Source organism: Pseudomonas sp. PSB11, assembly GCF_014596605.1.
Taxonomy (GTDB): Bacteria; Pseudomonadota; Gammaproteobacteria; order Pseudomonadales; family Pseudomonadaceae; genus Aquipseudomonas; species Aquipseudomonas umsongensis.
Map to the genome: position 1 here is coordinate 50605 of NZ_NOIO01000021.1, position 26003 is coordinate 76607.

At 60.1% G+C, this 26003-nt stretch carries 23 protein-coding genes and 1 pseudogene; 11 read left to right on the forward strand and 13 right to left on the reverse strand.

From position 1 onward, the window contains the following. Positions 1-175: 175 nt before the first annotated feature. The 3 genes and pseudogenes from CGA21_RS21640 to CGA21_RS21650 form a co-directional block, all read left to right on the forward strand. Positions 176-1969, forward strand: coding sequence for an alpha/beta fold hydrolase (locus CGA21_RS21640; protein ID WP_188265004.1), 1794 nt, complete (start codon positions 176-178; stop codon positions 1967-1969). Positions 1970-2086: 117 nt separating this feature from the next. Continuing rightward, positions 2087-3322, forward strand: a complete 1236-nt coding sequence (locus CGA21_RS30015) for a hypothetical protein (protein ID WP_223194219.1) — start codon at positions 2087-2089, stop codon at positions 3320-3322. Between the two features lie 183 nt (positions 3323-3505). Then, positions 3506-3754 (forward strand): annotated as a pseudogene (locus tag CGA21_RS21650) (GFA family protein); the annotation flags it as partial. A gap of 25 nt (positions 3755-3779) precedes the next feature. Here CGA21_RS21650 and CGA21_RS21655 read toward each other — a convergent pair. Then, complete coding sequence (locus CGA21_RS21655) at positions 3780-4811, reverse strand: GlxA family transcriptional regulator (protein WP_177411680.1); 1032 nt, start codon at positions 4809-4811, stop codon at positions 3780-3782. Between the two features lie 117 nt (positions 4812-4928). Between CGA21_RS21655 and CGA21_RS21660 the strand changes: the two genes are divergently transcribed. Genes CGA21_RS21660 through CGA21_RS21680 form a run of 5 tightly spaced genes read left to right on the forward strand, consistent with a single transcriptional unit; the run spans position 4929 to position 9736 of the window. Beyond that, a complete protein-coding gene (locus tag CGA21_RS21660) occupies positions 4929-5978 on the forward strand; it encodes an ABC transporter substrate-binding protein (protein WP_110754618.1) in 1050 nt (349 codons plus the stop codon). Positions 5979-5993: 15 nt separating this feature from the next. After that, positions 5994-7061 (forward strand): ABC transporter ATP-binding protein, encoded by a 1068-nt coding sequence (locus CGA21_RS21665; RefSeq protein WP_110754616.1) that lies wholly within the window; start codon positions 5994-5996, stop codon positions 7059-7061. Further along, complete coding sequence (locus tag CGA21_RS21670) at positions 7058-7900, forward strand: ABC transporter permease (protein WP_110754614.1); 843 nt, start codon at positions 7058-7060, stop codon at positions 7898-7900. The genes CGA21_RS21665 and CGA21_RS21670 overlap by 4 nt, the downstream gene beginning before the upstream one ends. Further along, a complete protein-coding gene (locus CGA21_RS21675) occupies positions 7897-8685 on the forward strand; it encodes an ABC transporter permease (protein ID WP_110754612.1) in 789 nt (262 codons plus the stop codon). The genes CGA21_RS21670 and CGA21_RS21675 overlap by 4 nt, the downstream gene beginning before the upstream one ends. Before the next feature lie 37 nt (positions 8686-8722). After that, on the forward strand, positions 8723-9736 hold the full coding sequence (locus tag CGA21_RS21680; protein ID WP_110754610.1) for a proline racemase family protein: 1014 nt from the start codon (positions 8723-8725) through the stop codon (positions 9734-9736). A 52-nt stretch (positions 9737-9788) separates the two neighbouring features. On the opposite strand, the gene CGA21_RS21685 is transcribed toward CGA21_RS21680, so the two are convergent. Together CGA21_RS21685 and CGA21_RS21690 are read right to left on the reverse strand one after the other, a co-directional pair. Continuing rightward, positions 9789-10157: a DUF6632 domain-containing protein gene (locus tag CGA21_RS21685; RefSeq protein WP_110754608.1), complete on the reverse strand. Its 369-nt coding sequence runs from the start codon at positions 10155-10157 to the stop codon at positions 9789-9791. Positions 10158-10278: 121 nt separating this feature from the next. Beyond that, a complete protein-coding gene (locus CGA21_RS21690) occupies positions 10279-10977 on the reverse strand; it encodes an ion channel (protein ID WP_110754606.1) in 699 nt (232 codons plus the stop codon). A gap of 247 nt (positions 10978-11224) precedes the next feature. On the opposite strand from CGA21_RS21690, the gene CGA21_RS21695 reads away from it, so the two are divergent. Next, entirely contained in the window at positions 11225-12358 is a 1134-nt protein-coding gene (locus CGA21_RS21695) for an aminotransferase class V-fold PLP-dependent enzyme (RefSeq protein WP_110754604.1), read from the forward strand. A gap of 480 nt (positions 12359-12838) precedes the next feature. Next, positions 12839-13582: an SPOR domain-containing protein gene (locus CGA21_RS21700; RefSeq protein ID WP_110754602.1), complete on the forward strand. Its 744-nt coding sequence runs from the start codon at positions 12839-12841 to the stop codon at positions 13580-13582. Between the two features lie 339 nt (positions 13583-13921). Here CGA21_RS21700 and CGA21_RS21705 read toward each other — a convergent pair whose 3' ends face one another. Next, a complete protein-coding gene (locus tag CGA21_RS21705) occupies positions 13922-14776 on the reverse strand; it encodes a helix-turn-helix transcriptional regulator (RefSeq protein ID WP_110754600.1) in 855 nt (284 codons plus the stop codon). 188 nt (positions 14777-14964) lie between these two features. Beyond that, positions 14965-15936 carry an XdhC family protein gene (locus tag CGA21_RS21710; protein ID WP_033040282.1) on the reverse strand — a complete coding sequence of 324 codons (972 nt, stop codon included), beginning with the start codon at positions 15934-15936 and terminating at the stop codon, positions 14965-14967. A 90-nt stretch (positions 15937-16026) separates the two neighbouring features. Between CGA21_RS21710 and CGA21_RS21715 the strand changes: the two genes are divergently transcribed. Further along, positions 16027-16806, forward strand: a complete 780-nt coding sequence (locus CGA21_RS21715; RefSeq protein WP_110754652.1) for an alpha/beta fold hydrolase — start codon at positions 16027-16029, stop codon at positions 16804-16806. Positions 16807-16822: 16 nt separating this feature from the next. Here the strand turns inward: CGA21_RS21715 and CGA21_RS21720 are convergent, their stop codons facing one another. The 8 genes from CGA21_RS21720 to CGA21_RS21755 all read right to left on the reverse strand — a co-directional run bounded on the left by CGA21_RS21720 (position 16823) and on the right by CGA21_RS21755 (position 25987). Then, entirely contained in the window at positions 16823-17446 is a 624-nt protein-coding gene (locus CGA21_RS21720; protein WP_110754596.1) for a UbiX family flavin prenyltransferase, read from the reverse strand. Beyond that, positions 17427-18383: a LysR family transcriptional regulator gene (locus CGA21_RS21725; protein ID WP_110754594.1), complete on the reverse strand. Its 957-nt coding sequence runs from the start codon at positions 18381-18383 to the stop codon at positions 17427-17429. Before CGA21_RS21725 ends, CGA21_RS21720 begins: the two co-directional genes overlap by 20 nt. A gap of 20 nt (positions 18384-18403) precedes the next feature. Then, positions 18404-19846, reverse strand: a complete 1443-nt coding sequence (locus tag CGA21_RS21730) for an aldehyde dehydrogenase family protein (RefSeq protein ID WP_188265005.1) — start codon at positions 19844-19846, stop codon at positions 18404-18406. 14 nt (positions 19847-19860) lie between these two features. Next, the gene (locus CGA21_RS21735) at positions 19861-20619 is read right to left on the reverse strand and encodes an SDR family NAD(P)-dependent oxidoreductase (RefSeq protein WP_110754590.1); all 759 of its coding nucleotides are present in this window, start codon (positions 20617-20619) and stop codon (positions 19861-19863) included. Positions 20620-20630: 11 nt separating this feature from the next. Next, positions 20631-21983 carry an MFS transporter gene (locus CGA21_RS21740; protein ID WP_110754588.1) on the reverse strand — a complete coding sequence of 451 codons (1353 nt, stop codon included), beginning with the start codon at positions 21981-21983 and terminating at the stop codon, positions 20631-20633. A gap of 78 nt (positions 21984-22061) precedes the next feature. Then, entirely contained in the window at positions 22062-23495 is a 1434-nt protein-coding gene (locus CGA21_RS21745) for a UbiD family decarboxylase (protein ID WP_110754586.1), read from the reverse strand. Positions 23496-23569: 74 nt separating this feature from the next. Further along, complete coding sequence (locus tag CGA21_RS21750) at positions 23570-24988, reverse strand: sodium:solute symporter (protein WP_188265006.1); 1419 nt, start codon at positions 24986-24988, stop codon at positions 23570-23572. Positions 24989-25183: 195 nt separating this feature from the next. After that, the gene (locus CGA21_RS21755; RefSeq protein ID WP_020800292.1) at positions 25184-25987 is read right to left on the reverse strand and encodes an enoyl-CoA hydratase/isomerase family protein; all 804 of its coding nucleotides are present in this window, start codon (positions 25985-25987) and stop codon (positions 25184-25186) included. Positions 25988-26003: the final 16 nt, after the last annotated feature.

Sequence of the window (26003 nt, forward strand, 5' to 3'; positions counted from 1 at the left end):
TCCAGTTCCGCTATGCGTACCTGCAGGCGCTCACCGTTCAACTCATCGGCCTGCGCTCCCCGTGTCATGAAATGAAAATTCGCTGTCGTGCAATGCGAGGTGGCCGCCCCCTGCTACACCCTAGAGTCGGAGCAAAATAACAACCGGGTCAGCACCCGGATACAAGAGAGCCGACATGAGCAGATCCACCCGAACGAGCGATTCCGCCACCCCCACCCAGCATCTCCCGGCAACCGGCCGTAAACGTCGCATCCGCAAGGAAGGCGATTTACCGGGCGACACCCAGCAACAGGAGCTGATCGGAACGGCTTCCAACCAGACCCTGGCAGCCAATCCACTGGTCAGCGTGCGCACGGCGGACCTGGCCAGCTCGGCCGGTTACCTGCTCAAGGCCGTGGGCTTGTCGCCGCTCAAGGCTGGCGCTCATCTGGGTGGCTACCTGAAGGAGCTGCGCGGCATCGTCGGCGGCAATTCCAGCATCGCGCCGAATCCCAAGGACAAGCGCTTTGCCGATCCAGCCTGGCAATCCAACGCCTTCCTGCGCGCGCTGCTGCAAAGCTACCTGGCCGGCCAAAGCGAGCTGACCCGCTTCATCGAATCCACCGACCTTGCCCCACTTGAAAAGAGCCGCGCCCGATTCGTCGCGGAACTGCTGGCCGATGCAGTGGCACCGAGTAATTCGCCGCTGACCAATCCGGCGGCACTGCGCAAGCTGGTGGACACCGGGGGCATGAGCCTGGCCAGGGGCCTCCGCCAGTTCGGCGATGACATGCTGAACAACCGTGGGCTCCCAAGACAGGTCGACAGCACGCCGTTCACGGTTGGCGAAAACATCGCCACGGCCAAGGGCCAAGTGGTGTTTCGCAACGAGATGTTCGAGCTTCTGCAGTTCGCCCCCACCACCGAAAATGTCCATGCCCGACCCTTGGTGATGTCGCCGCCGCAGATCAACAAGTACTACGCCATCGACCTGTCGCCGGAGAAAAGCCTGATCAAGTGGATCCAGGACAGCGGCGTGACACTCTTCGTCATCAGCTGGCGCAACCCCACCCGCGAGCACCGCGACTGGGGCTTGGCCGAGTACGCGCTGTGTCTCGACCAGGCCGTGGACGTGGCACGCCAGATCACCGGCAGCCCGGACGTGAACATGTGGGGCTCCTGTTCGGGCGGCATCACCCTGGCGGCGTATCTGGGCTGGCTGGCGGCCCGTGGCGAAGGCCACAAGGTGGCCAACACCAGCTGGGCCGTGTGCGTACTGGACATGCCTTCGGCACTGGACGACACCACCCTGGGACTGTTCACCACTGCGTCCGCCCTGCGCGCGGCCAAGGCCAGTTCCCGGCGCAAGGGCGTGCTGAGCGGCCAGGGCATGGCCCGCATGTTCGCCTGGATGCGGCCCAACGACCTGATCTGGAACTACTGGGTCAACAACTACCTGCTGGGCAACAAGCCGCCGGCCTTCGACATCCTGGCCTGGAACAACGACACCACGCGACTACCCGCCCAACTGCACGCGGACTACCTCGACCTGGTCCAGCTGAACCCCTACAGCAACCCGGGCACCCTGGAGATTGCCGGCGAGTCGATCGACATGACCCAGGTGAAGGTCGGCGCCTATGTGATCGGCGGCACCACCGACCACATCACGCCCTGGCAGGGCTGCTACGGCACCGCCCGGCTGTTTGGCGAGGACGCCACCTACGTACTGTCCAACGCCGGTCACCTGCAAAGCCTGGTGAACCCGCCGGGCAACCCGAAGTCGTTCTACTACGCCGCACCGGCCGCCGCCGAGACCCCGGAAACCTGGCTGCAGAACGCCGGTGAGCGCCAGCAAGGCAGCTGGTGGCCACATTGGCGCGAATGGATCGGCCAGCGCTCGGGCGAAAGCCGGCCGGCGCCGAAGAAGCCCGGCTCGCGCAAATACCCGCCCCTCTGCCCCGCACCTGGCACCTATGTCATGGAGCGTTGAGGCTGCCTTTTTGGCCTTGAGCTGAGCCCACGACACCGTGGGTTTCAGCCTGCCCCTTGTGGGAGCGAGCCTGCTCGCGATGGGCGTCAACGGTTATACGGGCCGTCTGAATGAGAAATGAGTCGCACAACTTCTTATATCTTTATTTTGGCGTTGTTATTTTGCTTTAATCATCGCGATAAAACCACTATCAGATCTGATAGTGTATTTTTCTTCTGGCATGTGCGTGAATACCCGTGCATTTCAAGTGAACGAAATAACTGCGATCACTTTATCTTTTTAATTATTCAGGAGTGGAAGATGAACAGCTGCACGAATGATTTAAAAAGTGATGAGACAGCACTTACTCTTCACGAAAGCTGGGCAGAGCCTTATGCCATACATGTTGCCTGGCCAGGCGCTGACGAATTCAAACGATATCAGTTTCATGGAGCCCCAGGCTGGCCTTTTAAAACATCTGCACGCGAGACAACCATAACTGGATTGCAACCTGATACGACGTATAGATTTTATATTGCAGGGATGAGGCACAATGATCAATGGAGCGAAAACGGGCCCACGCTTACGATCAAAACAAGAAGTACTACATTTCCGATCTGGGAGACCGAGGTCACCAAAACATCATTCAAGTTGAATTGGGATGCTGATGGGAAGAGAGTTCTAGTAGACGTTGACGGGATACAAACGACTCATAGTTTACCCGCTTACAAAGTCATTCAGTCACTCGAACCGGGCCAAATGGTCAAGTGCAAGCTCAGGCTCGAGACCCAATCGGAATGGAACGATTTTACTTTTACTATTCCCAGGGACCTGCCGACCCCCCCTACCTTTCTTGAAGCCTATGATCAGTCGTCTGATCGGGTATCCTTGTATTGGAATAGCGGAGGTGTCGATGGGGGGACCCCCCGCTATCGAATAGAAAGAGACGGAAAGCTACTTGGCATAAAAGATCGGCCTCCCTATATCGACACAACGCCTCAACAGGGCTGCTCGCATGTCTACTCCGTTCAAACCATGGATGATCAGTCTAATCTTTCTGAAAAGATTACTCACACCGTGGATTTTGATGACTTTACCGCACCCACTGACCCGACTAATCTGTCAACTTCGCACCTTACCTTGACTCTGAAGTGGGATGAGTCTTACGACAGTGCTGGACAAGTTTTTTATGATGTCGATCAAGATGGCGATTATCTGGGCACCACGAAAGAGGTAGAATTTGCTATTACCGGCCTGGACTCAGGTCAACGGTATACCTTCGGTGTGACGGCTAAAGACCCTAGCGACAACAAATCCAATCGAGCAACGGTAACTTACCCCGCAATCGGTGTTCCGCTCAAACACCAACGGTAACCCTCTTACGCAGTTGGCTTATAACATCAATGGGTTGGGCAGCGCTCGGGCAACCCCCTGCCCCTCTGCCCTGTCCCTGGCACCTGTGCCATGGCGCGGTAAGGCTGCCCTCGGGGGAGCGAGCCTGCTCCTACAACGGTAAATACGTCTTTCAGTCAGTAACCGGCCAGGCGCGGTCGACACCGCGCCGATTTGCATCTCATCGAAGGTGCAGGGCAAATCACGACCTACAGCTCCTGCGACTCCGTACTTCGTCAGTTTTGCAGCCAATGCGGCTCGTCGTTGTTCTGGTCAAAAAGCCAATACGCTGACTGGATCTCCATTGCGCTGGGTACCCTGGACACGTGCTTCACGTCTGAAAAACAGCGGCATCTCGAAGTGGCGTCCAAGGCGTCCTGGTTTGAAATTCAGGATCGGTGGCCCCAGTCTTGAGCGAGGTTTACGCTTCACCCTTAAATCAGCCCGCCCCTTCCTGACGCTGATACTGCCGCGGACATACTCCAAACCTCGCACGAAACTCACGGGAGAAATGAGCACCGTCGGAGAAGCCACAATCCATGGCGATCTGCGTGATGCTGCTCTGGCTGTTGAGCAACAGCCAGGCACCGTACTCGACCCGCAGCGAGCGTTGGAATTCCATGGGTGAAAGCCCCAGCGCCTGCTGGAACGCACGCGTCAGCTGGCGCCGCCCGAGCCCGACATAACGCGCAATGGCATCCAGGGTGGGCAGGCTGTCCATGCGTTGCTCGATATAGTGCGCAGCCTGGCGCACGCGCTCATCCTTGATGTCCGCCAGGTTGGCATAGAAATGCGCCTGGGGTTGCCGCCCCTGGCGTATTCCCTGCAGCATCATGTGCCGCACCGCCTGCTGGGCTTTCTCCCGTCCGCAATGCCGGGCCACCAGGTACAAACCCAGGTCGATGGCTGCCGTCGAACCGGCGCAGGTGATCAGGTCGCCCTCATCGATGAACAGGTGATCCACCGCCGCCGGGGTCTTGGGAAATCGTGCACGAAAGGCATCCAGCACATTCCAGTGCACGCACACCGAGCGATTGCCGACCACGCCCGCCTGCGCCAGGGCGAACGTGCCGGTGCAGATGCCCAGCAACCGCGTACGACTCTTCGCTACGCGCTGCAGCCAGTCGCGAAAATGGGCCGGCAGATGGGTGTTGAGATAATCGTTGCCACCGCAGATAGCCACGTAGTCGAACGCGTCCAAGTCTTGCGCCAGTCCCGAGGACACTTCCAGGGCGATCCCGGCACTGGAGGTGCGCGGCAAGCCGTCGACACTCATCACACGCCACGCCGTATGGATCTGCCGGCTGCCACCCCCCAGGTCGGCGGACAAGCGCAACACATCGATAAACCCTGAAAACGCCGCCAGTGTGAATTGATCCAGAAGGACCAGCCCCACCGACAGCTGCGGACGGTTTCCCGCCCCGGGGTCGAGGGCGTCAGGCAGATGGCAATCTCGATTTAGCTGAGTCATTTTTGGCATGACCTAACTATTCAACTTTAAGACCCCGAAGTGCAAGCGCTCGCCTCAACGATACGAGCAAGATGCAGGCAAGGGGAACAAGTCCAACAACGCCCCAGAGGACACACGATGAAACTGAAGACAGGTAAGAAGATCACCGTCGCTCTTTTAGTTACCGGCTGCATATCCTCACAGGCCGCCCTGGCTGAACAGCAAAAGCTGACCGTTGCGTTGTATGGCGGTAATTGGGGTGAAGCCTTCCTCAAATGTGTTGCAGAACCTTTCACGCAAGCGACCGGGATCGCCGTTGCACCCGAGGTCGGCACCTCGACCACCACCCTGGCCAAACTCCAGCAACAGAAGTCCAGCCCGACCATCGATGTAGCCTGGATGGACGGCGGCATCAGTGAAATGGCCTATGCCGCCGGGGTTGTCGCCGATCTTGATCCTGCGGCCATTACGAACCTCAAGAACGTGCAGGAAAAAGCCGTATACACCCAAGATGGCCATACCTTTGCTGTCAGCAGCGGCTTCTATTCCCTGGGCCTGACCTACAACACCAAGGAAATCAAAGAGGTGCCCGCCAGCTGGAAAGACCTGTGGAAGCCTGACTACGCCGGCGCCATCGCCCTGCCCTCGCCCGCCAACTCTTCCGGTGTGCCGTTCGTGTTTTTCATGGCGGATGTCTGGGGCATCGACCGCGCCAACCTGGAGCAGGTCTACGCCAAGCTGGGCGCACTGGACACCGCGCTGTTCTTCGACAGCTCGGGCGCCGCCACCAACGCCTTCCAGAGCGGCGAAGCCATCATCGGCGCGCATTTCAATGTGGGTGCCTGGGACCTGATCGACAAAGGCGCGCCCATCGGTTTCACCATTCCCAAGGAAGGTGCCTGGGCCACCGATGCGCGCCTGCACCTGATCAAGGGGGCGAAAAACAGCAAGGCCGGCGAACAGTTCATCAACACCGCGCTGACCCAGGAAGCCGCGTCCTGCCTCGCCGCCAAGCTGTACCTGGGTCCGGCGGTCAAAGGTGTCGAGGTTGCTGAAGAGGTGGCCCGCAAACTGCCATGGGGCGCGGGTGGTTCGATCGATAGCCTGCGCCTGTTCGACTGGAGCCAGATCAACGCGCAACGCGCCAGTGTCACCAACGACTGGAACCGAAAAGTCACCGCCAACTAGCTCAAGAGGTCTGCAATGTCAGTTTTGTTGAGCATCGACAGCGTCTGTAAACACTTCGGGTCGTTCCAGGCGCTGGACAACATTCACCTGAACATCGAGCAAGGCGAGTTCATCGTCCTGCTCGGGCCCAGCGGTTGTGGCAAGACCACCTTGCTGCGCTCGATCGCCGGTTTCATGCAGCCCGATTCCGGCACCATCGCCATCGACGGCCAGGATGTGAGTCGTTTGCCGCCTTACCGTCGCCCGCTCAATACCGTGTTCCAGAACTATGCGCTGTTTCCCCACATGACCGTACTGGAAAACGTTGCCTACGGACCGCGACGCCAGGGTGTCAATCGCAGCGAGTCACGGCTCAAGGCCCGGGAAGCCTTGGCGATGGTCGGCCTCGAAGCCCTGGAAGACCGCTATCCCCGTGGCATGTCAGGTGGACAGCAGCAGCGCGTGGCCCTGGCCCGCGCCATCGTCAACCAACCGAAACTGCTGTTGCTCGACGAGCCCCTTTCGGCGCTGGACATGAAACTGCGCAAACGCATGCAGCTTGAACTCAAGCACCTTCAGGCCAAGCTGGGTATCGCGTTCATCTTTGTCACCCACGACCAGGAAGAAGCGATGACCATCGCCGATCGCATCGTGGTGATGAATGCCGGACGCATCGAACAGGTCGGAAACAGCAGCGAGATCTACAGCAAGCCCGCGTCGCGCTTTGTCGCGGACTTCATCGGCGAGGCCAACCTGATCGGCTATCAGGCCAGCGATAGCGGCGAGATTCGCCTGGCGATCCGGCAGGAACCGATCTCACGCACGGAAAAAAACCTGCTGCCACGGGGAGTGGCCGTGCTGCGCCCCGAGCATGTGCTGGTGCTTGATGCATCGACCCCGGCAACGGCCGGTTGCCATGAAATCCACGGCACAGTGACCGATGTCGTCAGCGTCGGCAGCCACACCCTGGTCCACTCCTTGATCGACGGGCAGCCCATCGTGGCCCGCACCATGGGCTTGCCTCGGGCCGACCTGATTGCCGGAAAATCCGTGCGCCTGGGCTTCAATCCCGAGCACCTGCACCTGATCGGAGAGCCGGTATGAAACGCACGGCGCTCGCTCCGTGGTTGATGCTCTTCGCCGCCCTGGCGTTTTTCACGGCATTCTTTCTCGCACCTTTCGCGGTGGTGATCGTCGCCAGCCTGACCCAGGGCGCGGATCAGACGTTCACCCTGGATCACTACATTCGGGTGCTGGGCGACCAGTATCACTGGGATGTGATTCTGGTGACGTTTCGCATTGCCGCACTGACCACTCTGATCTCGCTGCTGCTGGGTTATCCGTTGGCCTGGTATCTGGTGCGCGTGGTGAAGTGGCGTGCCTGGCGCCGAGCCTGCGTCATCCTGTTGGTGGTGCCGATGTTCACCAGCAACATCGTCCGCTCGTTCGGCTGGATGGTCCTGCTGGGGCGCAAGGGCCTGGTCAACCAGAGCCTGCTGGAAACCGGACTGATCGATACGCCGATACGTTTCCTGGGCACGGAACTCGGGATCCTGATCGGCATGGTGTACATCCTGCTGCCCTTCATCGTGCTCGCGGCCGGCAATGCCCTGGCCCAAGTGGACCCGGCCTTTGAGCAGGCGTCCGGGGACCTGGGGGCCAGCCCCCGCGCGACGTTTTTCCATGTGGTGCTGCCGCTGACCATGCCCGGCATCATTTCCGGCTCGATCATGGTGTTCACCTTGGCGGCAAGCGCCTACGTCACGCCGGCGCTGCTCTCCGGGGGAAGGATCTCTGTGCTCTCGATGCTGATCTTCCAGCAATACAGTTCGGTCTTCGACTTCAACTATGGCGGGGCGCTGAGCGTGGTACTGCTGATCTTTACCCTGGTAATGGTCGGGCTGGCCGGGCGTGTCGGGAATATCCGGGGGAACAACCCATGATCACTCAACTCCTGGTCAGGCTGGTGGCCTGGGCCGTGCTGGGATACCTGCTGCTGCCACTGGTCGTCATTCTCGGCGTCTCCGTGACCGCCACATCATTCCTGGCATTCCCGCCCCAGGGCTGGACGCTGGACTGGTACGCCAAGATGCTCAGCGACCCAAGCTATGTGGCGTCCTTTGCCACCAGCACCGTGCTGGCCCTGGCGGCGACCTTCGCCGCGGTGCTGCTCAGCGTTCCGGCGGCCCTGGCGATGGCTCGCTACGACTTTCCCGGCAAAGGCACGATCCTCGCCGCCCTGACTTCCCCGCTGGTGTTCCCGCACATCGTGCTTGGCGCGGCGCTCTTGCAGTTCGGCGGCTACTTCGGATTGACCCGCAGCTTCCTCGCGTTGCTGATCGGCCACACCATTATCGTCTCGCCCTTCGTCCTGCGTTCGGTGCTGTCGATGTTGACGCCCGAGCAGCGCGCCTTGGAGGAAGCCTCGAGCGATCTGGGCGGCACCCCCTGGGCCACCTTCTTCCTAGTGGTGCTGCCACAGATCCGGCCGGGGCTGGTAACGGGATCGATCTTTGCCTTCATCTCGTCATGGATCAACGTGGAACTGTCGATCTTCAACACCACGCCGGACCTCAACACCATCCCGGTCAAGCTTTTCAACTACGTGCAGTACACCGTCGACCCGACCATTGCCGCCGCCTCCGGGGCCACCATCCTCGTCGTCGTTGTCGCCGTGATCATTCTGGACCTGTGCATCGGTCTCGACCTTTTGTCTGAACGCAAATAACCCTCCCCCATACATCCCGTAAGCCAGGAGTTTCGTCATGCGCATGCAAGACACGTTCGATGTCATCTACACCCATACCGAAGGCGAACCACTGTGCATCGTCCACAGCGGCATTCCCTACCCCGCCGGCTCCAGCATCCTGGCCAAGCGCAAGTTCCTCGAGCAGAACTATGACTGGCTGCGCAAGGCATTGATGCAGGAACCGCGCGGCCACAAGGACATGTTCGGAGTGTTCCTCACCCCGCCTTCGAGCAGCGAGTACGACGCCGGATTGATCTACATGGACGGCAGCGTGTACTCGCACATGTGCGGCCACGGCACCATTGCCGTGAGCATGGCGATGGTCGCCCTGGGCCTGGTGCCACGGGGTGAAAACGGCATCACCAAAATCCGCTTTGAAACCACCGCCGGCCTGGTGGTGGCCGAGGTGGCGTCGCAAGGCGACACCGTGCTCTGGACCCGCTTCGAAAACGTACCGGCCTACGTCGCCGCCCAGGACATCCCGATCCATCTGCCCGGCTATGGCGACCTCAAGGCGGATTTGGTCTGGGGCGGCAACTACTTCGGCATCGTCGACCTGAGCCACTGCGACTTGCGCATCAGTCCCGACAACGGCAGCGAACTGTCGCGCCTTGGCCTGCTGGCCCGCGACCAGATCAACAAGCAGCTGAAGATCCAGCACCCCACCGAGGCCCACATCAACGACCTCAACTTCATCACGTTCTGGCACCCGGCAACCATCGAAGGCGCCTTCTACAAAAACGTCCACGTCTTCAGCGCCGGTCAACTCGACCGCTCCCCCGGGGGCACGGGCACCAGTGCGATGATGGCGATGTTTGAAGCCCGTGGAAAACTCGGCCTGAACCAACCCATTCTGTCCGAAGGACTGTTGGGCAGCGGCACGTTCGAAGGTTGCCTGCTGGGCGAAGTCGACCTCAACGGCACGCGCGCGGTACGCCCGACCGTCAAGGGCACGGCCAGTATCCTGGGCACCTCGCGCTGGGTGATCGAGCGCAACGATCCGGTAGGGGCAGGCTTCGTGGTCAACTGACACGCAAGCAGACTCTGGAGAATAAAACGCCCGGGCATTCCCCGGGCGTTTGTCATGAGCGGGGCGTCAAGATGGCCAAGGCAAGCGCCACGATGAAGAGCGCCGGCACGTCACCTGCCAAGTGCCCCATTTGTCCTGGCTGGGTGACCGCCTGGACGGCCATGATTGCTCCATGTACGGCGCTGGACCATACGGTGAACCAGATCAGGCTCAGATTGGCTAATGGGTCACGCGCGGCCAGGATCAAGAACACGCCAAGTGTGGCGTAGATGCCAACGACCATCATCGGGTAGTCCGAGTGACCGACGTGCCAGGCCCAGCCGGATGGCCAGAACAACATAAGTGGGTAGAGAGCAAGGCACGCGAGGCCGGACAAAACCAGCACCACGCGCAAATACCTGAGGCGATTGACTACGGTCATGGCGGTCTCCTCTTTGGGCCTGGCTGTAATAGACCTAACGCTCTCACGGGCTTGGTGGATTACACGCCTTGTGCTGTCGTCTATCCCTGACCAGGCCAGGCTCACCCAGGGAAAGCGCCAGTCAATGGGTCTGGTTCGACGGATAGAGACCGGCAAGCCGCGCTATCACCACGCCAACGTAGAAGACCCCTGAAAATTCTTCGACCATCACCAGTGAGCGGGCGTGGTTGGTCAACGGGAGCACATCTCCGAAACCTGTGGTCGTGAGCGTCGTGAGGCTGAAATAGATCAGTTTGAAAAAAGTGCCGGGCTGTTCGAAGTCGAGGTGCGCAGGGCCGAATGAGCCAGCGCTGGAGATCTCGACCAGGGCATAGACGAAGGACCAGACGAAGGCCAGCATGATGTAACCCGCCAGCGCGCCATGCAGCTTGTCGGCTGTAATGGGTCCGCGCTTGAGGATATAGCGAAGCACTCCGGTGAACGAGACGGCAAGAGACGCCGCAAACACTATCCCGGCAACGAAAAGAATCGCGACACTTCCAGCCCACAACGCCGACCATTGAAGACCAACCCCAAGCAACGCCAGGCCCAGTTTGAGGATGAACCCCCGCCGCGTCTGCCTGGTGGCGAAAGCGCCCACGAGCAGCACGATTGAAAACAGAGTGCCGAGCATCGTACGAGCAACTATACCGTCCTCAAGAAACGGAAACAGGAGGATCAATCCTAGTAGGAGCAGCAACAGATAGGTACAGGGCCCTCGCCCTATCACCATCTGACCTAGATCCTCGTCGGATTCGGCTTTATCTTGCGGGTTTGTCATAGATGTTTCCCATAGTCCGAAGCAACGCTCGAGACCTGTCGCTGCACGGTGGAAATCTGACCTGGCTTTAGAAGCGTCGAAAGTGAAATTCTAGTCGCGAATGCCTGTGAGTGGTGTCAGCCTGACAGCTATGGGTTGATGCCTGCCGATCGACAGAACTCGCCATTCAATCCCCGGCAATCTTGTCATTTGCCAAGGCTTAGGGCAGGGTCGATACCAATGACATCTCTGCCAAAGGAGTCACTCCATGTCAAAGCTATATCCCAGTATCGATCCTGAGGGGCTGGTCGAGTACTCAGTGGTCTACACCGACCGCTCGCTCAACCACATGTCGCAGTCGTTTCAAGGCGTGATGAAGAACATTTCCAAGACCCTGAAACAGGTCTACAACGCCCAGGCTGTTGCGGTGGTCCCGGGCAGCGGCACATTCGGCATGGAGGCGGTGGCGCGACAGTTTGCCACCGACCAGCAGTGCCTGGTGATACGCAATGGCTGGTTCAGTTATCGCTGGAGCCAGATCCTCGAGATGGGCAACATCCCGGCAGCCACCACGGTGCTCAAAGCCCGACCGGTCGAGACGGGTCGCCAGGCTGCCTACGCCCCACCCCCTCTGGACGAAGTGCTGGCAGCCATTGCGGCGCAAAAGCCGCAAATTGTCTTCGCCCCACACGTTGAAACCTCATCCGGGATTATCCTGCCCGACGACTACCTGCGGGCCATCGGCGACGCCGTGCACGCGGTGGGTGGCCTGTTCGTGCTGGACTGCATCGCCTCTGGCACGCTTTGGGTCGATATGCACAAATGCGCCGTCGACCTGCTGATCAGCGCACCGCAAAAAGGCTGGAGCGCCTCCCCTTGCTGCGCCCTGGTGATGTTCAGTTCCCTGGCCCTCGAGCGGATCGAGCAAACGCAAAGCAGCAGCTTCGCCTGCGACCTGAAAAAGTGGCTGCAGATCATGCAGGCCTACGAACAGGGCGGACATGCCTACCATGCAACCATGCCCTGCGACTCCCTGGCGCGATTCAACGAAGTGATGAAAGAGACGCAAGCCTACGGTTTCGACAAGGTCCGCGACGAACAACAGGCGCTGGGCGATCGGGTGCGCGCCATGCTGACCGGCAAAGGCATCAAGAGCGTGGCCGCAGCCGGCTTCCAGGCTCCTGGCGTCGTGGTGAGCTACACCGATGATGCCGACATCAAGAGCGGCAGGAAATTTGCCAACCACGGCCTGCAGATCGCCGCCGGAGTGCCGTTGCAATGCGACGAGCCGGCCGACTTCCAGACCTTCCGCATCGGTCTGTTCGGGCTCGAAAAGCTGAACAATATCGAGCGCACGGTCAATATCCTCGAGCAAGCACTGGACGAAGTGATCGTTAACTAAGCCCTCGACTTGCCTGCAGCATTGACCGGTTTTGTGAATGCCAGGCAGTCATCCTGCCCTGGGCCCTGCCGGCCCAGGGCGCTGGTTTTCGCCCCATATGACGCTGTGATCCTGGGCAGAAATCGGCCGGGAGCAGATTAATCTCGAGAAGCGTTACTTGCCGCTGGCGTCGAGATAAAGGTGGCCGAGAGCAGGAGCTTTGGTCACGAACTTCATCTTAAAAACAAGTGTTTTAATGGATCACCCTGACATCCATCTGATACGGTTTATTTTCGACCCTCTGAGCCGTTTTTCGTTAAGCAACAGTCTATAAAGTGCAAGCCCGATATACTTTAAAACAACAACAAGCAGCCAAATGACTTTGGCGCTTGGGCACACTGACGCGCTCAAGAACTTAATTATCCAGGACCGGCAATAGAACCCTGTTTCATCAGAAACAAATGGGAAAACTTACTATTCACCTGATGTGGAGAGAGTGCCGTGCGAAAGCTTGGCTTGGGCTTCCTGGTAACTGGCGTTTTTGGACAACTATCAGTACTCCTATGGACCTACCCGTCCACAGGACCCACTTGTCAAAATAACGTCGACAATTCATACATCCAGCAAAAAGTGACAAAACTCGAACAGCTACTCGATGAAACCAGTCATAAAGTGGCGGAAGAGCTCAGTACAAAACAGTTCGATGAACTCGCCCCCATTGCGAAAAACGGATTCGATATACCCGATTCAACGGAGGCTGACGCCTTACAGCCGTTGTTCGAAAAACCAGCCGAATCACCCGTACTCACGCTGCCTTCATTGCCCACACCGTCTCACAAATGGACGATTGTGCTCAGCGGCCTGATTACGTTTACCGGCCTGCTCCTGGCACTCTTCGCCCGCAAAAAAACCTTTGACCCGCAATGGCATGTCTTTCGCACCGTGCCAGGATCGCTGATCACGCTGGAACGCCCGTGTTTGACGTGCGGCGGCTATATTTCCCACGCTGGAAAACCTGCTTTGGCCACGACTTCATCCGGCCTGTGGGTGATTGAAATTGCGTTGAACACACCCAGCCGACATCGCGCCAAGGAAGCCATTCAACAGCTGGAGTTGCCGGTAGCGCGTAAAGAAAACAACTTTGTAGTCATCGGCCCGTATAAACAGAAGCAGGACGCGGCCCGAGTCATGAAAGAGCTGAGTGAACATCATGGTGTGAGAGGATGGATGATGGCGGGAAATTGACAGCATTCTATTTAGCGCCTCATCGACCTCGAACAATCGGCTACTTATTTCAGGACACAAGAGCGCATCACAAAGGAAAGGAGAGCCGAACTTGCCCGCGAAGAATTTCCTGGCGACCCATTACAAATTCAATTTGAACTCAGCGAACTGAAAGCTGAGAACTCTCAGAATAAAATTTGAGTTGAAGCGTGAAGTACACATAAATGAGATTGATGACTTCCCGAATGAGTGGCAGACCCAATAACGCCTGCAACTATCCAAGCTACTAACCCTCAATATTCAAACCCAACTTCAACACCGGGAATTATTACCCAAAATACCCACCACCCTCCTCCCGGTTCAAACCGGCGCGTAACAATCCACTACACGCCGATACTGGCTGGGAGAAGCACCAATATGCTGACGGAAAAACCGTGTGAAATGACCTTGCTCGGAGAACCCGAGGTTCTCCGACAACAGGCCCAATGTTCCACTGCGCTCACGCTCAAGCCAGGCAAAAGCCCGGCGCATGCGCGCGTCGTTAAGCAAAAGGGTCGGCGTCATGCCAGTATCTTTCTTGAACAGCGCAAAGAAGTGCGCCCGCGACAGACCACACGCCCGTGCGGCGTTGTCGATCGGGTTCGGATCATCGAGGTGCTCAAGCAGCCAGGCGATGCCACGGCGCACGCGCGCGTCCCGGAATTCACCTGAGCTCGGCGCCCCCAGTTGCGACAAATGCCGCCAGCTGGAAAAGTCCTCGATCAGTTCGATCAGGAAATCGAACAGCATGAATTCCATGCGCTCTTTCGGCACGATCCCGCAACCATGCGCTTCGGCGACCAGGATGTCGGCCAGGGTGCGATTACGGCTCGACAGCTCAATGCACGGCTGGGCAAAAAAGTCCGGCCGACCGCTCAGCGCCAGCGACTGCTGGGCAGTGGCCAGCCAGGCGGGCTCGATGTAGAGCGCCAGGATGACGGTAGCACCGGCACCCGGCTGCGGATCATAGAAATGCGGCTCCCATGCGTTGACCAGCACCGCCGTGCGATCACTGAGCGGAACCCGCCGACCGTTAACGTTGAAGTAAGTGTCCTCGCCAGACACTTTGACCAGCACATGGCATTCGGAATGGGTATGGGTGACCAGCGAATGATCCATATTCAGCAAGGCGACCCGGCCAAACCTGCCGTGGAAAACCCGTTGGGCTATCGACATCAGATTCCTCCGCTCGCTTGAAGCGATATTGTTATCGGCCTCAATGCATTTCATCAGGGCGTCTATCTATTTCTCAAGCCCGTCGATCGGTCCATGGTTCAGCAACACTTGGCTGGCCACTATCGCGCGCGAATGACCAAGCGTCTACCTCGACTTTCGCAGCCCCCTCGTTCGTCGGAAAAACCGCCCTACAAGGCATGGCGTTCTTTGCCGTGATAAACGCGCAGGATATCGGCCACCACCGCCAGGGCAATTTCCGCCGGGGCCTTGCTGCCCAGATCGAGCCCGATGGGCATGTGCAAACGGGCGATCTGTTCATCCGTCAGACCACCGATGCGCTTGAGCCGCTCGGCGCGCTTGGCGGAGGTTGCCTGGGACCCCATGGCGCCAATGTAGAACGCCGGGGTGTGGACCGCTTCCATCAGCGCCAGATCATCGATTCGCGGATCGTGGGTCAGCGCCACCACCGCGGTCGCCGCGTGGCAACCTCCCGCCGCAATGAACATCGAGGGCAGCACGCGCTGCATCTCCACGCCTTCGAGCTGGACATGCAGCATCTCTTCGCGGGGGTCGCAGGCGATGACTTCGCAGCCGATGGCGCGGGCAAAACTGGCGCAAACTTCAGCGACCGGCGAGAGCCCTGCCAGAATCAGTCGTAATGCAGGGCCAACGCTGATGCGCACCCTCTCGTCGACGACTTGCACCCGTTCGCTGCCGTGTCCGGTGTCCGGGTCCAGGCGCAAGGCACCACTGCTCAACTCGACGTGACGCAGCAGGCGGCGCTGCCCCAGTAACGCCGCTTGCAGACTCTCCAGGTGTGCGATCCATTCGAGACTGGCAGCACGGTGCTCGACCAGCACGATCAGCACACCCCCACAGGGCAATCGTAGACGGTGGCGTTGCTCGACGCTGTCGCCATAACTGACGATCTGCGCCGGTTCGCGTAATTCACCACGCGTCAGGCTTTCGAGAAACTCCTCTTCGACACAGCCACCCGACAGCGAGCCGACGTGTTCACCTGCACCATTGGTCACCAGCATCGCACCCGGCGCACGCGGCGCCGAGCCATAGGTGGAGAGCACCGTGCACAGCCACTGGGACTGTCCGGACCGTGCCCATTGCAGTGCCTGGTCGATCACCTGAACATCGAGATGGCGCATGTTTTCAGTACCTCAAGTAATGCGTGGTGCTGCATGCAGGGTTACGTTTACGGTAACCTGCGAGCAATCCTGTTCAATTGTTGGTTCAACATGTCGCCACAACAATTTTTGCAACTTGGGCCGGTGCAGCTGGAATATCGCCAACTGCCTGGGGCTGACCCATCGCGACCGACGCTGGTGCTGTTGCACGAAGGCCTGGGCAGCGCCAGCCAATGGAAAGACTTTCCCCTGCGCCTGGCCCAGGCGAGCGGTTGCGGTGTGGTCACTTACAGCCGTCAGGGTTATGGGCAATCGAGCCCGGTGACCCTGCCGCGTCCGCTGGACTACCTGAGCAGCGATGGCCCTCGTGAACTGCGGCAATTGCTCGATGCCTTGCAACTGCCGCAAGTGGTCTTGCTCGGTCACAGTGACGGTGCATCCATTGTCCTCGCCTATGCCGCCGCCAACGATCCGCGCGTGTTGGGCAGCATCGCACTGGCGCCTCACGTGATTGTCGAGGCGCAGAGCCTCGATGGTATTCGCCACACCACTGAGGTCTGGCACCAGGGCGAATTGCGCGAACGCCTGGCACGCCACCACGGGACCAATGTCGACGGCGCTTTTCACGGTTGGAGCGACAGTTGGTTGCACCCGGACTTTTCCCTGGTCGATCTCGAAGCGCAGTTGGCTTGTATCGAAAAGCCGCTGCTGGTCATTCAGGGTCGCGAAGACCACTACGCCACACCCGAGCAACTGCTGGTCATCGAGCGACAGGTGCCTGGGCCGTGCCGTTGTGTGTTGCTGGATAACTGCCGGCACTTTCCCCAGACCGAAGCAACCGAGCGGACCTTGCAGCTGATCTGCGAATTCCTGGAGCGCCTCCCCGCCTGAATGCACCGAGCGTGACTCAATCATGGGCCACCTCATCCAGCGTTGCTACGCGCTCCGGCAGTTCGCGCCAGCGACGCACGACCCCCAGTTCGATATCGAACATGTCCAGCACCCTTCCTACAGTGTGATCGACCATGTCTTCCAGGCTGGTCGGCCTGGCATAGAACGCTGGCACTGGCGGAGCGATCACTGCGCCGAGTTCAGATAACTCGGTCATGCTGCGCAGGTGATTGCGGTGCAATGGCGTCTCGCGAACCATCAACACCAGGCGCCGGCGCTCCTTGAGCACCACGTCGGCGGCGCGGGTCAGCAGTGTCGAGGTCACGCCGCTGGCGATCTCCGACAAGCTGCGTATCGAACATGGCGCGATGATCATGCCCATGGTCTTGAACGAGCCGCTGGCAATGGCCGCGCCGATGTCCTGATTGACGTAGCTGACGTCAGCAAGGGTTTTGAGCCGAGACCAGGACATCTCGGTCTCATGGGCCAAAGTAATCAGCGCTGACTTGCTGACCACCAGATGGGTTTCAATCGGCGTGTCGCGCAACAGCTCCAGCAGACGCACGCCATAAACGGCGCCAGAGGCACCGGAAATTCCTACGATCAGCCGCTGCGGCCGGCTACTTCCCGGAGCGCCCATGGTCGCCCTCCTCTATCGGACCTTCTTTGAAGAAATGGATGGTGTCGAGCGCGGTGGTCATGGTTTTGCCGATCATCTCGATGAACAGCATTGCCGCCGGGGTCAGTGGTCGACGCGCGTCGTGCACACACACCATGCGCCGGCTGATCCCGGGTGCGGCCAGCGGATAGGCGCGCAACGCGCCTTCGTGCAATCCGCGATGCAGGACGGTTGCCGGCAGCACGCTGACCCAGTCGCTGCGACGCAAGAAGTCCTCGATGACCGCCAGATCATCCACCTCCAACTGCGGGGTGACTTCAACGCCTTGGGCGGCAAGGTGTTGGTCGATCACCCTGCGCAACCCGTGACGACGCGAGGGCAGCACCAGTTTGAACCCCGCCAGACTGGTCAACGGCAATGGCAGCGCTCCGCTGAGGCGAATGGCTGCACCGGTGGCGACCAGTAATTCCTCATCGAAGATGTCGTGGCCGATCAGGTGCTCATACTGGAAGCTTTGGTTGATGACCGCGAAATCCAGCATGCCGTTCAGGACCTTCGCGATCAGTTCCTGGCTATAGCCCGAGGTGACGCAAAGTTCGACCTGCTGGTGATGCTCGACAAAATGCGCCAGGGTACTGGCCAACGCATTGTTGGCGGCAGACGCGATCAGCCCGGCGCTGATGCGACCGCCAATCTGGCCACTACGGTCGATCAGAGTCTGACGCGCCGCCAGCAGCTGGCCAAGGATCGGCATGAACAAGCGATAAGCCTGATCTGCGGCCTCGGTCGGCGCCATGCCTTTGGAGCTGCGCTCGAACAATGTCTGCCCGAGTTCTTCCTCAAGCCTGGCGATCTGCATCGACAACGCCGGTTGCACGATATTCAAGCGCTGCGCCGCCCGGGTGACGGAGCCCTCTTCGTAGAGGCAGGTAAAATACTTCAGATGGCGCAGCTCCATGATCACCCCCGCGTTCGCGCTCAACCAAGCGTGCCGACGTTCTGATAAATGTGTTTGAGCTCGCTGAAATCCAGCAGCGCATCGACGCCATGCAAGCGCCCCAGACCGCTCTTTCGGTAGCCACCGGTTTCCGCCTCGGCGAACAATTTGTTGTGGTCGTTGAGCCACACCGTACCGTTGCGCAGTGCCCGAGCGACACGCCAGGCGCGAGCGCCCTGCTCGGTCCAGACACTCGCGGACAGACCGAACTCGGTATGGTTGGCGCGCGCTACAGCCTCGGTTTCGTCTTCGAAGGACTCCAGTACCAGCAACGGGCCAAAAATTTCTTCCTGGCAAAAGAATGCGCTGCTGTCGCGATGGGCGATCAGCGACGGCGCGAGAAATGCGCCTTTGCTGAGTTCACCCTGCGGGCGACCTCCGGCCAGCAGCACTTCGTCACAGCTGTCCAGCGCCTCGCCAATGCGCCGCTCAACGCTGTCCCGCGATTGCCAGTCGATCAGCGGTCCCATGTTGTTCGCTGGATCGAGGCCATTACCCAGGCGGATCTGCCCCAGTGCGGCGCTCAGCGCGGTTTTCATTTCGGCAAAACGGCTGGCATGCACCAGCACGCGCCGGGCAGCAGTGCATTGCTGGCCAGAGATAATGGTGGCCGCCGCTGCCAGTTTCGGCGCGATGGCGGCAATATCGGCATCTTCAAAGACCAGGCAGCAAGATTTCCCGCCCAGTTCCAGCGAGAGCTTCTTCATAGTCGCCGCGCAGTCGCGCATGATGCGCTGGCCTGTCGCGGTCGAGCCGGTGAAGCTGAGCACATCCACCCGTGGCGAAGCCACCAGATGCGCTGCCCCGGCATGCCCGCTCTCGGCGAATAGATTGACCGCCCCAGCCGGCAGGCCTGGCAATGCGAACAGCGGCTCGAGCATCGCCGCATTGAACAGCGCGGTTTGCGGCGCGGGTTTGATCACTACTGTGCAACCCGCCGCGATCGCTGGCGCCAGAGCACGAACCAGCAGCACCGCCGGGGCATTCCATGGAATGATCAGCCCGGCCACCCCGGCGGGTTCGCGCAGCATGCTGGAGAACTCACCGGGCGCGACTTCGAGCATGTGCCCCGGGTTGTGCCGGGCCAGGCCGGCGTAATAAAGAATCTCGGAAATCGCCCCGCCGATCTCCCCTCGGGACTGCGCCAATGCCTTGCCGTTCTCGCGGGTCAGCAATTGCGCGAGTTGTTCCTGACGCGCCTTCAGGGCGGCAGCCCACTCCAGCAATAGCTGCTGACGCAGGCGTGGATTCTGCGCCCATTGCGGGTCGTTGAAGGCTCGGGCAGCCGCTGCCACCGCGGCTTCAGCTTCGGCCTCGCCGCCGTCGGCAAAGCAGCCGATCAGTTCGCCGTTTGCCGGGTCGAGACTGTCGGTCCAACGATCCGCTGAGGTCCATTGTCCATCGATGAAGTGTTGGCTTTGCATGAATCCTCCTTCAATCAATGGGTCACCGAACCGCCGTCGACCACAAGGGTCTGGCCGCTCATGAAATCACTGTCGGTGCAGGACAGAAACAGCAGCGCGCCGATCAGATCCTGTGGCACTGCTTCGCGTTTGATGCAGCGGCTGGCAATGTTGTTGCGCACGATATCCCCGGCCCAGGCGGCATTGGCCTGGACGTTGGCGCTCATGGTCAGGCCGGGCGCCAGGCAGTTGCAGCGGATGCCGGCGTCGCCGACTTCTCGCGCTATCGAGCGTGTCAGGGCAATCACCGCGCCCTTCGACGCGACATAAGCCGCCATCATCGGCGCGCCTTTGAAGGCCGTCGCCGAGGCAATGTTGACGATCTTGCCGTAGCCCTGACGGCGCATCACCGGCATAACCGCCTTCGCGCACTCGAAGGAACCGCGCACATTGACCGCCATGATCCGATCCCATTCCGCCGAGCTGGTCTGCTCGAACGGTTTGAGCTCCAGGGTGGCGAACAACGCGGCGTTGTTGATCAGCACGTGCACACCGCTGAACTGCGCCACGGCTTCCTCGACCATGGCTTGCACGGCGGCACCGTCGGTCACGTCACAAGCGATCGCCAGGGCCGTACCGCCCTTGTTGCGGATCGCGGCAGCGGTTGCGTCAGGCGCCTTCAAATCGCAAAGCACCACCGTCGCACCCTCGGCCGCCAAGGCCTGGGCATAAGTGGCACCGATACCTTGCGCGGCACCGGTAATGATCGCGACTTTTCCATTCAATCTGCTCATTGCGTTTTCCTTTACTTGAAGTTGCCTTGGGTTTCCGGAATCACCACGCTGCCGATCAGGTAGATCACCGACAGGCCGGCGGCGAAAATCGCCAGCACCATCGGGATCTGCGCAGGACTGCTGCTGAACAGGGACACAAAGGTCGGCATGGTTCCACCGAGGGCGAAACCGATGTTCCAGGACAATCCTGTGCCGCTGGCGCGCAGCTCGGTGCTGAAGCGTTCGTTGAGGAAGATCAGGATCGGCGCGATGATCGCCCCGCCCATGAAGGCGATGCCCACGCAATACAGCGCAGTGCGGGTCAGCGAACCCGGCTCGGCGACACCGAGGAACATCATCGGCAAGCTCACCAGGTTAATCACACCCAGTAGCATGAAGGTCTTCTTGCGACCGATCAGGTCACTCAGGTAACCGAAGGCCAGTGCTCCGACAATGGTTGCCACCGACCCGTACATGAGCATCTGCGAAGTTTGCGTATGGGGCACTTTGGCGACCACGTTGAGCAAGGTCGGCAGATAACCGCAGGCCAGGTAATACGTTGCTCCGCCGCCGAATGTAATCAGCAGATTGACCAGCATCACGCTGCGGTACTCGCGACCAAACAGACGCTTGAGCGGCGAGACGACCACTACCGCCGGCCCCTTGGTCTTGCGCGCTTGTTGCAGTTGCTGCCAGACCGGGGTTTCTTCCAGATAGCGGAACATCACCAGCCCGAAAAACGTGCTGAGCAGGCCGCAGAAGAACATGTAGCGCCAGCCCCAGACGTCAAATTCCGCCCCGGGAAATATCTCCGACAACACCAGATAAGTGACTGACGCCAACAGCGCGCCCATGCCGGCACCGGCGCCACCGATCAACCCGGACATCAGGCCGCGATAGCGCGGCGAGATGGATTCGGTGCCGATGGTGTGAGTGGAGGCCACGATGCCGCCAACGAAAATGCCCTGAATCACCCGCAATAGCAGAAACAGTATCGGGGCCAATATGCCGGCCTGATGAATGGTCGGCAGCGCGCCAAACAGTGCGGTGGAAATACCGACGCCGACCATCGACACCATCAACGCACGCTTGCGGCCGTGCTTGTCGGCATACGCGCCGAAGATTGCCGAACCCAGGGGGCGCACCAGCAGGGCCACGGCGAATGAGGCGTATACCGCGGCTAGCGACAGTGTCGGGGTGTCCGAGGGGAAAAACATGCGGCCGATGATCGGCGCCACGTAGAGCAGAATGAACAAGTCAAACAAATCCAGCGCCCAGCCGAATGTCGAGGCAAATGCCGCGAGCAAAGCCTTGCCCGGTGGAATTTGCGGTGTATCGGTAGCGGCGCTGGTTGGCGGTGCAGTTGTTGTTGTTGTCGTGGTCATGGTTGCCTCACGCAAGACGTGTCTTGAGTTGGTTGGAACTATCGGGAACAGACCGCCGAACTCCAGCGGCCACCGGGTTCAATCGTGCATCTGGAGCACGCGCTGCCAGTCCTGCGGCGCCGCGTGCGCCACCGTGTCGAGTTCGACTTCCTGTTGGCCTGGCACCTGGATTCGTTTGAAGCGCATGGTCGGTGCCGACAGCGGCACCGTGGCGTCGTAGCCCATCTTCGAGCCGACACCGTCACGGGTGGAGGGGTCGAGTTTCGAGCCCTGGGACTCGTGGATCAGCACCAGGTCGCGGTCGGCCTGGAAGCGGGTGGCGATCGCCCACTCGACTTCGGTGGGGTCATGAATGTCCACATCCAGATCCACCACCGTGACATGCTTGATGTCGTAGTGACCGCCCAGCGCGCCGAGGATGACGTTCTTGCCCTCGCCCTCGGAGCGTTTGTCGATCTGCACATAAAGGTGATAACGACACACCCCGCCCTTGCTCAGGTGCACGTCACGCACGCATGGAAAGCTGCGGCGCAAGTAGGCGAGCATGGTCGCTTCGCGCGGGATGCCACCGAGCAGCAAGTGCTCCAGGCCGCCGCCGACGATGGTGTGAAAAATCGGGTTGTGTCGATGGGTCACGGCGTCGACTTCGATCACATGGCGCTCGGCGCGCTCGCCGTAGTACTGCGGAAACTCGCCAAACGGCCCTTCCATTTCCCGCGCCTTGGCCAGCAACCGGCCTTCGATGACGATCTCGGCATCGGCAGGCACGCGAATCTGGTTGGTGACACAGCGCGTCACCGCCAGCGGCCGGCCATGCAACGCACCGGCAATTTCCAGTTCGTCGTGATCGATCGGCACGATGGCCTGGGACGCCAGCAGGGTCAGCGGATCAGCGCCAATGACCACCGCCACGTCCAGATCCTCCCCCAGCGCCTCGACTTCCTGAAAGAAGGCCAGCGCATGGCGTGGCAGCAGCAGTGCACCCAGGCGATTGGGGCTGCTCACTTGCAAGCGGTGAATCGAAACGTTCTGTACCCCGGTGCGCGGGTTTCGGGTAATCAGCAGGCCAGCGGTGATGTAAGGGCCGCTGTCGTGCTCGTTGTGGGTGGGAATTGGCAGCAGTTTGTTCAGGTCGATCTCGCGATGCACCACTTGCTGACAAGCTGCATCGCCGACTTCGCGCCACGGCAGCGGATTGAGGCTGGCGGCTTCGAAACGCGCCAACACTTCAGCGGACTCCACGCCCATGGCCTCGGCCATCCACTGCCGGTCGGACAGCAGGCCGGACACCACCGCAATCGAGTGGCCGCCAGGTTGGGGAAACAGCGAAGCGCTCTTGCCGTCCAGGCGATTGGCAATCGCTGCAACGCCGAAACGCAGGTCCACGCCGGGGCGTATCATTGCCAAGCGCTGCTGGCGCTGCAAATGGTCGAGCCAGCCACGCAGGCTGGCGCCTGCTGGCAGGTCCCCGGCCATGTCGGCTTCGGGGGTGGAAAGAGTCACAGGCTGCATGGCCTTACCTCGTCATTACTGTTTTGGTGGCATGCCCGGTCACCCGACGGCACGCCCGTTGAAATCGCTGGGATTCAGCGCCCGGTTGCGCTCGCACCGATGGGTTTGGCGCTGCCGGCTCGCTCGGGCTTGCCACCCCGCAGCAAGTGGCTCAGGGTCATGATCACGAGTGGCGTGGCCAGTGCGATGTAGGCGTTGTCGATGCCATAAGGGTTGCCCATCAGGAACCAGCCGATGGTGATGATCAGTGACGCGATGATGCTGATGAACGCACCCTGCCGCGTGCCGAATGTCGGCGCGTAAAACACCATCAGCACCAGTACCGCGAGTGAGGCACGCAAGGCCTTGGCGAGGAAGGTCACCACCAGAACGTCGGAGGCGTACAGCGCCAGCGTGATGGGCAGCAGGCCGGCGATGATGGTCGCGGTCCGGGCAAAATTGAGGTTCTTGCGATCATCACGTTGTGGGTTGAAGAACGGCTGATAGAAGTCCTTGAGCAACAACGTGGCGATGCCCATGGTGAGCGCGGCCATGGTGCCGAACAGCGCCCCGGCCAGTCCCGCAACGACGATCCCGGCCATCCATTCGTGCATGTGCCCGAGGATTTGCGGAAAGGCCTGCAACGAGGGAATCTGCGGAAACAGCACCGCACTGCACATCCCCACCATCGCGGCGATCAGGCCGTAGGGAATCAACATCAAGGCACAGTAGAAACTCGCGTGCTGGGCCTTGCGCCCGTCGCTGACGGTATTCACCGCCTGCACCACGTACTGGGTGGCGAACGTCGCGCCGATACCGGCCACCAGCCAGGCGAAAATCTTCGGCCAACCAACGTTACCGACTTCGAACATCGGCGCTGGCAGTCGCGCCACCAACTCGCCCATGCCGCCCACCTTGCTCAAGGCAAAACCCAAGGCGAGGATGATCCCGGTGTACATCATCAATGCGTGCAAGACGTTGGTATAGATCACTGAGCGCATGCCACCGATGCCGACGTACAGCACCGAAACAATACCGACGATGATGATCGCCGACGTCCGCTCGATGCCCAGCAAGGTCGCCAGCACTGCCCCGCCGCTGGCATAAATCGAGACCGCTACGATCGATAGCGCGCAGATCATGATCACTGAGGTGGCAAAGCGTACCGGCTCGCCGTAAGTGCGGGCCAGCGCCCCGGAAATGGTGTTCTCGCCGAGGTCCTTGTACTTCTTCGCCAACAGCATGGAGAAGATCACGAACCCGACGCCCAGGGCCGCGATGTTCCAGGCGGCGGAAATGCCATAGGTGTAGCCCGCCTGGGCTGTACCAATGCTCGCGGTGGTGCCGATGAACTCGGACATCATCAGAAAACCGATCAGCACCGCCGGGAAGTCCTTGCCTCCTGTTGTAAAGTTTTTTGCGCTTTGTGTAGAGCGTCGAACCCACAAACTGATCAACGCCAAGACCACCATGTAGGCGGCCACGATGGTTAATACGAGCCAGCTAGAAGCCATAAGTGGAACTCCGATTTTTATATTTATTGGACGGATTTCGGTGCAGCCGATCTCACCCTAAGAGCCCCGCAACAGGTTTTCCATTAACGAATATTGATGCGCCCTATCAGTTTCACTGAAGGGGCGGCAGGCCCTGCTCCATAGGGGGGGCACACCGTTGCCGACGCACTCCCGGGCCTGCTCGCCGGCACACATTTATTCGCCGGTGAACACGGCCGCACGCTTGCTGTGAAACGCCTCGACGCCTTCCTTGAAGTCCTTGGAGCTACGCAAGCGGCTGTAGCAGTGACCTTCCATTTCGATCGCGACGGTCAGCGGTGCATCTTCGTTGTCGTTGATCAGTTTTTTTGCCGTGCGCTGAGCCAGCGGCGAGAAGCGACGCAGCTCATCGACCAAGGCATCGACGGTGCTTTCCAGTTCGGTGTCCGGCACGACCTCGGTAGCGATACCCCAGGCATAGGCCTGGTCGCCCGTGATGCGTTTGGCGCGCATCACCATGTGCTTGGTACGGGTGATGCCAATGATTTTCTGCAGGCGTGCGGAGCCACCCGAGCCCGGGATCTGCCCCAGGTTCTGCTCAGGCAAGGCATAGCGCGTGGTTTGCGACGCAATGCGGAAATCGCAGGCCAGGGACAGTTCGAAACCGACACCGAAGGTGTAACCGCGGTTGGCAACGATCACCGGTTTTTCGCAACGTGCCGGTGCCGCGACGTTCCAGGCCAGCTTGGAAACGTGCTCTGGCGACGCTTCAAGAAAACCCTTGATGTCGCCGCCGCTGGAGAAGTGTTCACCCACCGAGCGCAGCACGATGACGCGCACGTCCTTGTGTGCATCGAGGGCTTCGAAGACCAGGCGCAGCTGATCGCGCTGCCCCATGGAAATGACGTTCAACGGCGCCCGGTTGAGGATGATGTCGGCGCGCTCGCGGGACACATCGACTTCTACCTGGAAGCCATCGAATTGAGTCTCGAGAAATTGCTGGATCGATTGTTGTTGCATGGGAGTGTCCTCTGGA

Bases quoted from the DNA above. Each gene is read 5' to 3' on its own strand.
- CGA21_RS21640 (WP_188265004.1), top strand. From the start codon at position 176: ATGAGCAGATCCACCCGAACGAGCGATTCCGCCACCCCCACCCAGCAT.
- CGA21_RS30015 (WP_223194219.1), top strand. From the start codon at position 2,087: ATGAGTCGCACAACTTCTTATATCTTTATTTTGGCGTTGTTATTTTGC.
- CGA21_RS21655 (WP_177411680.1), bottom strand. From the start codon at position 4,811: ATGACTCAGCTAAATCGAGATTGCCATCTGCCTGACGCCCTCGACCCC.
- CGA21_RS21660 (WP_110754618.1), top strand. From the start codon at position 4,929: ATGAAACTGAAGACAGGTAAGAAGATCACCGTCGCTCTTTTAGTTACC.
- CGA21_RS21665 (WP_110754616.1), top strand. From the start codon at position 5,994: ATGTCAGTTTTGTTGAGCATCGACAGCGTCTGTAAACACTTCGGGTCG.
- CGA21_RS21670 (WP_110754614.1), top strand. From the start codon at position 7,058: ATGAAACGCACGGCGCTCGCTCCGTGGTTGATGCTCTTCGCCGCCCTG.
- CGA21_RS21675 (WP_110754612.1), top strand. From the start codon at position 7,897: ATGATCACTCAACTCCTGGTCAGGCTGGTGGCCTGGGCCGTGCTGGGA.
- CGA21_RS21680 (WP_110754610.1), top strand. From the start codon at position 8,723: ATGCGCATGCAAGACACGTTCGATGTCATCTACACCCATACCGAAGGC.
- CGA21_RS21685 (WP_110754608.1), bottom strand. From the start codon at position 10,157: ATGACCGTAGTCAATCGCCTCAGGTATTTGCGCGTGGTGCTGGTTTTG.
- CGA21_RS21690 (WP_110754606.1), bottom strand. From the start codon at position 10,977: ATGACAAACCCGCAAGATAAAGCCGAATCCGACGAGGATCTAGGTCAG.
- CGA21_RS21695 (WP_110754604.1), top strand. From the start codon at position 11,225: ATGTCAAAGCTATATCCCAGTATCGATCCTGAGGGGCTGGTCGAGTAC.
- CGA21_RS21705 (WP_110754600.1), bottom strand. From the start codon at position 14,776: ATGTCGATAGCCCAACGGGTTTTCCACGGCAGGTTTGGCCGGGTCGCC.
- CGA21_RS21710 (WP_033040282.1), bottom strand. From the start codon at position 15,936: ATGCGCCATCTCGATGTTCAGGTGATCGACCAGGCACTGCAATGGGCA.
- CGA21_RS21715 (WP_110754652.1), top strand. From the start codon at position 16,027: ATGTCGCCACAACAATTTTTGCAACTTGGGCCGGTGCAGCTGGAATAT.
- CGA21_RS21720 (WP_110754596.1), bottom strand. From the start codon at position 17,446: ATGGGCGCTCCGGGAAGTAGCCGGCCGCAGCGGCTGATCGTAGGAATT.
- CGA21_RS21725 (WP_110754594.1), bottom strand. From the start codon at position 18,383: ATGGAGCTGCGCCATCTGAAGTATTTTACCTGCCTCTACGAAGAGGGC.
- CGA21_RS21730 (WP_188265005.1), bottom strand. From the start codon at position 19,846: ATGCAAAGCCAACACTTCATCGATGGACAATGGACCTCAGCGGATCGT.
- CGA21_RS21735 (WP_110754590.1), bottom strand. From the start codon at position 20,619: ATGAGCAGATTGAATGGAAAAGTCGCGATCATTACCGGTGCCGCGCAA.
- CGA21_RS21740 (WP_110754588.1), bottom strand. From the start codon at position 21,983: ATGACCACGACAACAACAACAACTGCACCGCCAACCAGCGCCGCTACC.
- CGA21_RS21745 (WP_110754586.1), bottom strand. From the start codon at position 23,495: ATGCAGCCTGTGACTCTTTCCACCCCCGAAGCCGACATGGCCGGGGAC.
- CGA21_RS21750 (WP_188265006.1), bottom strand. From the start codon at position 24,988: ATGGCTTCTAGCTGGCTCGTATTAACCATCGTGGCCGCCTACATGGTG.
- CGA21_RS21755 (WP_020800292.1), bottom strand. From the start codon at position 25,987: ATGCAACAACAATCGATCCAGCAATTTCTCGAGACTCAATTCGATGGC.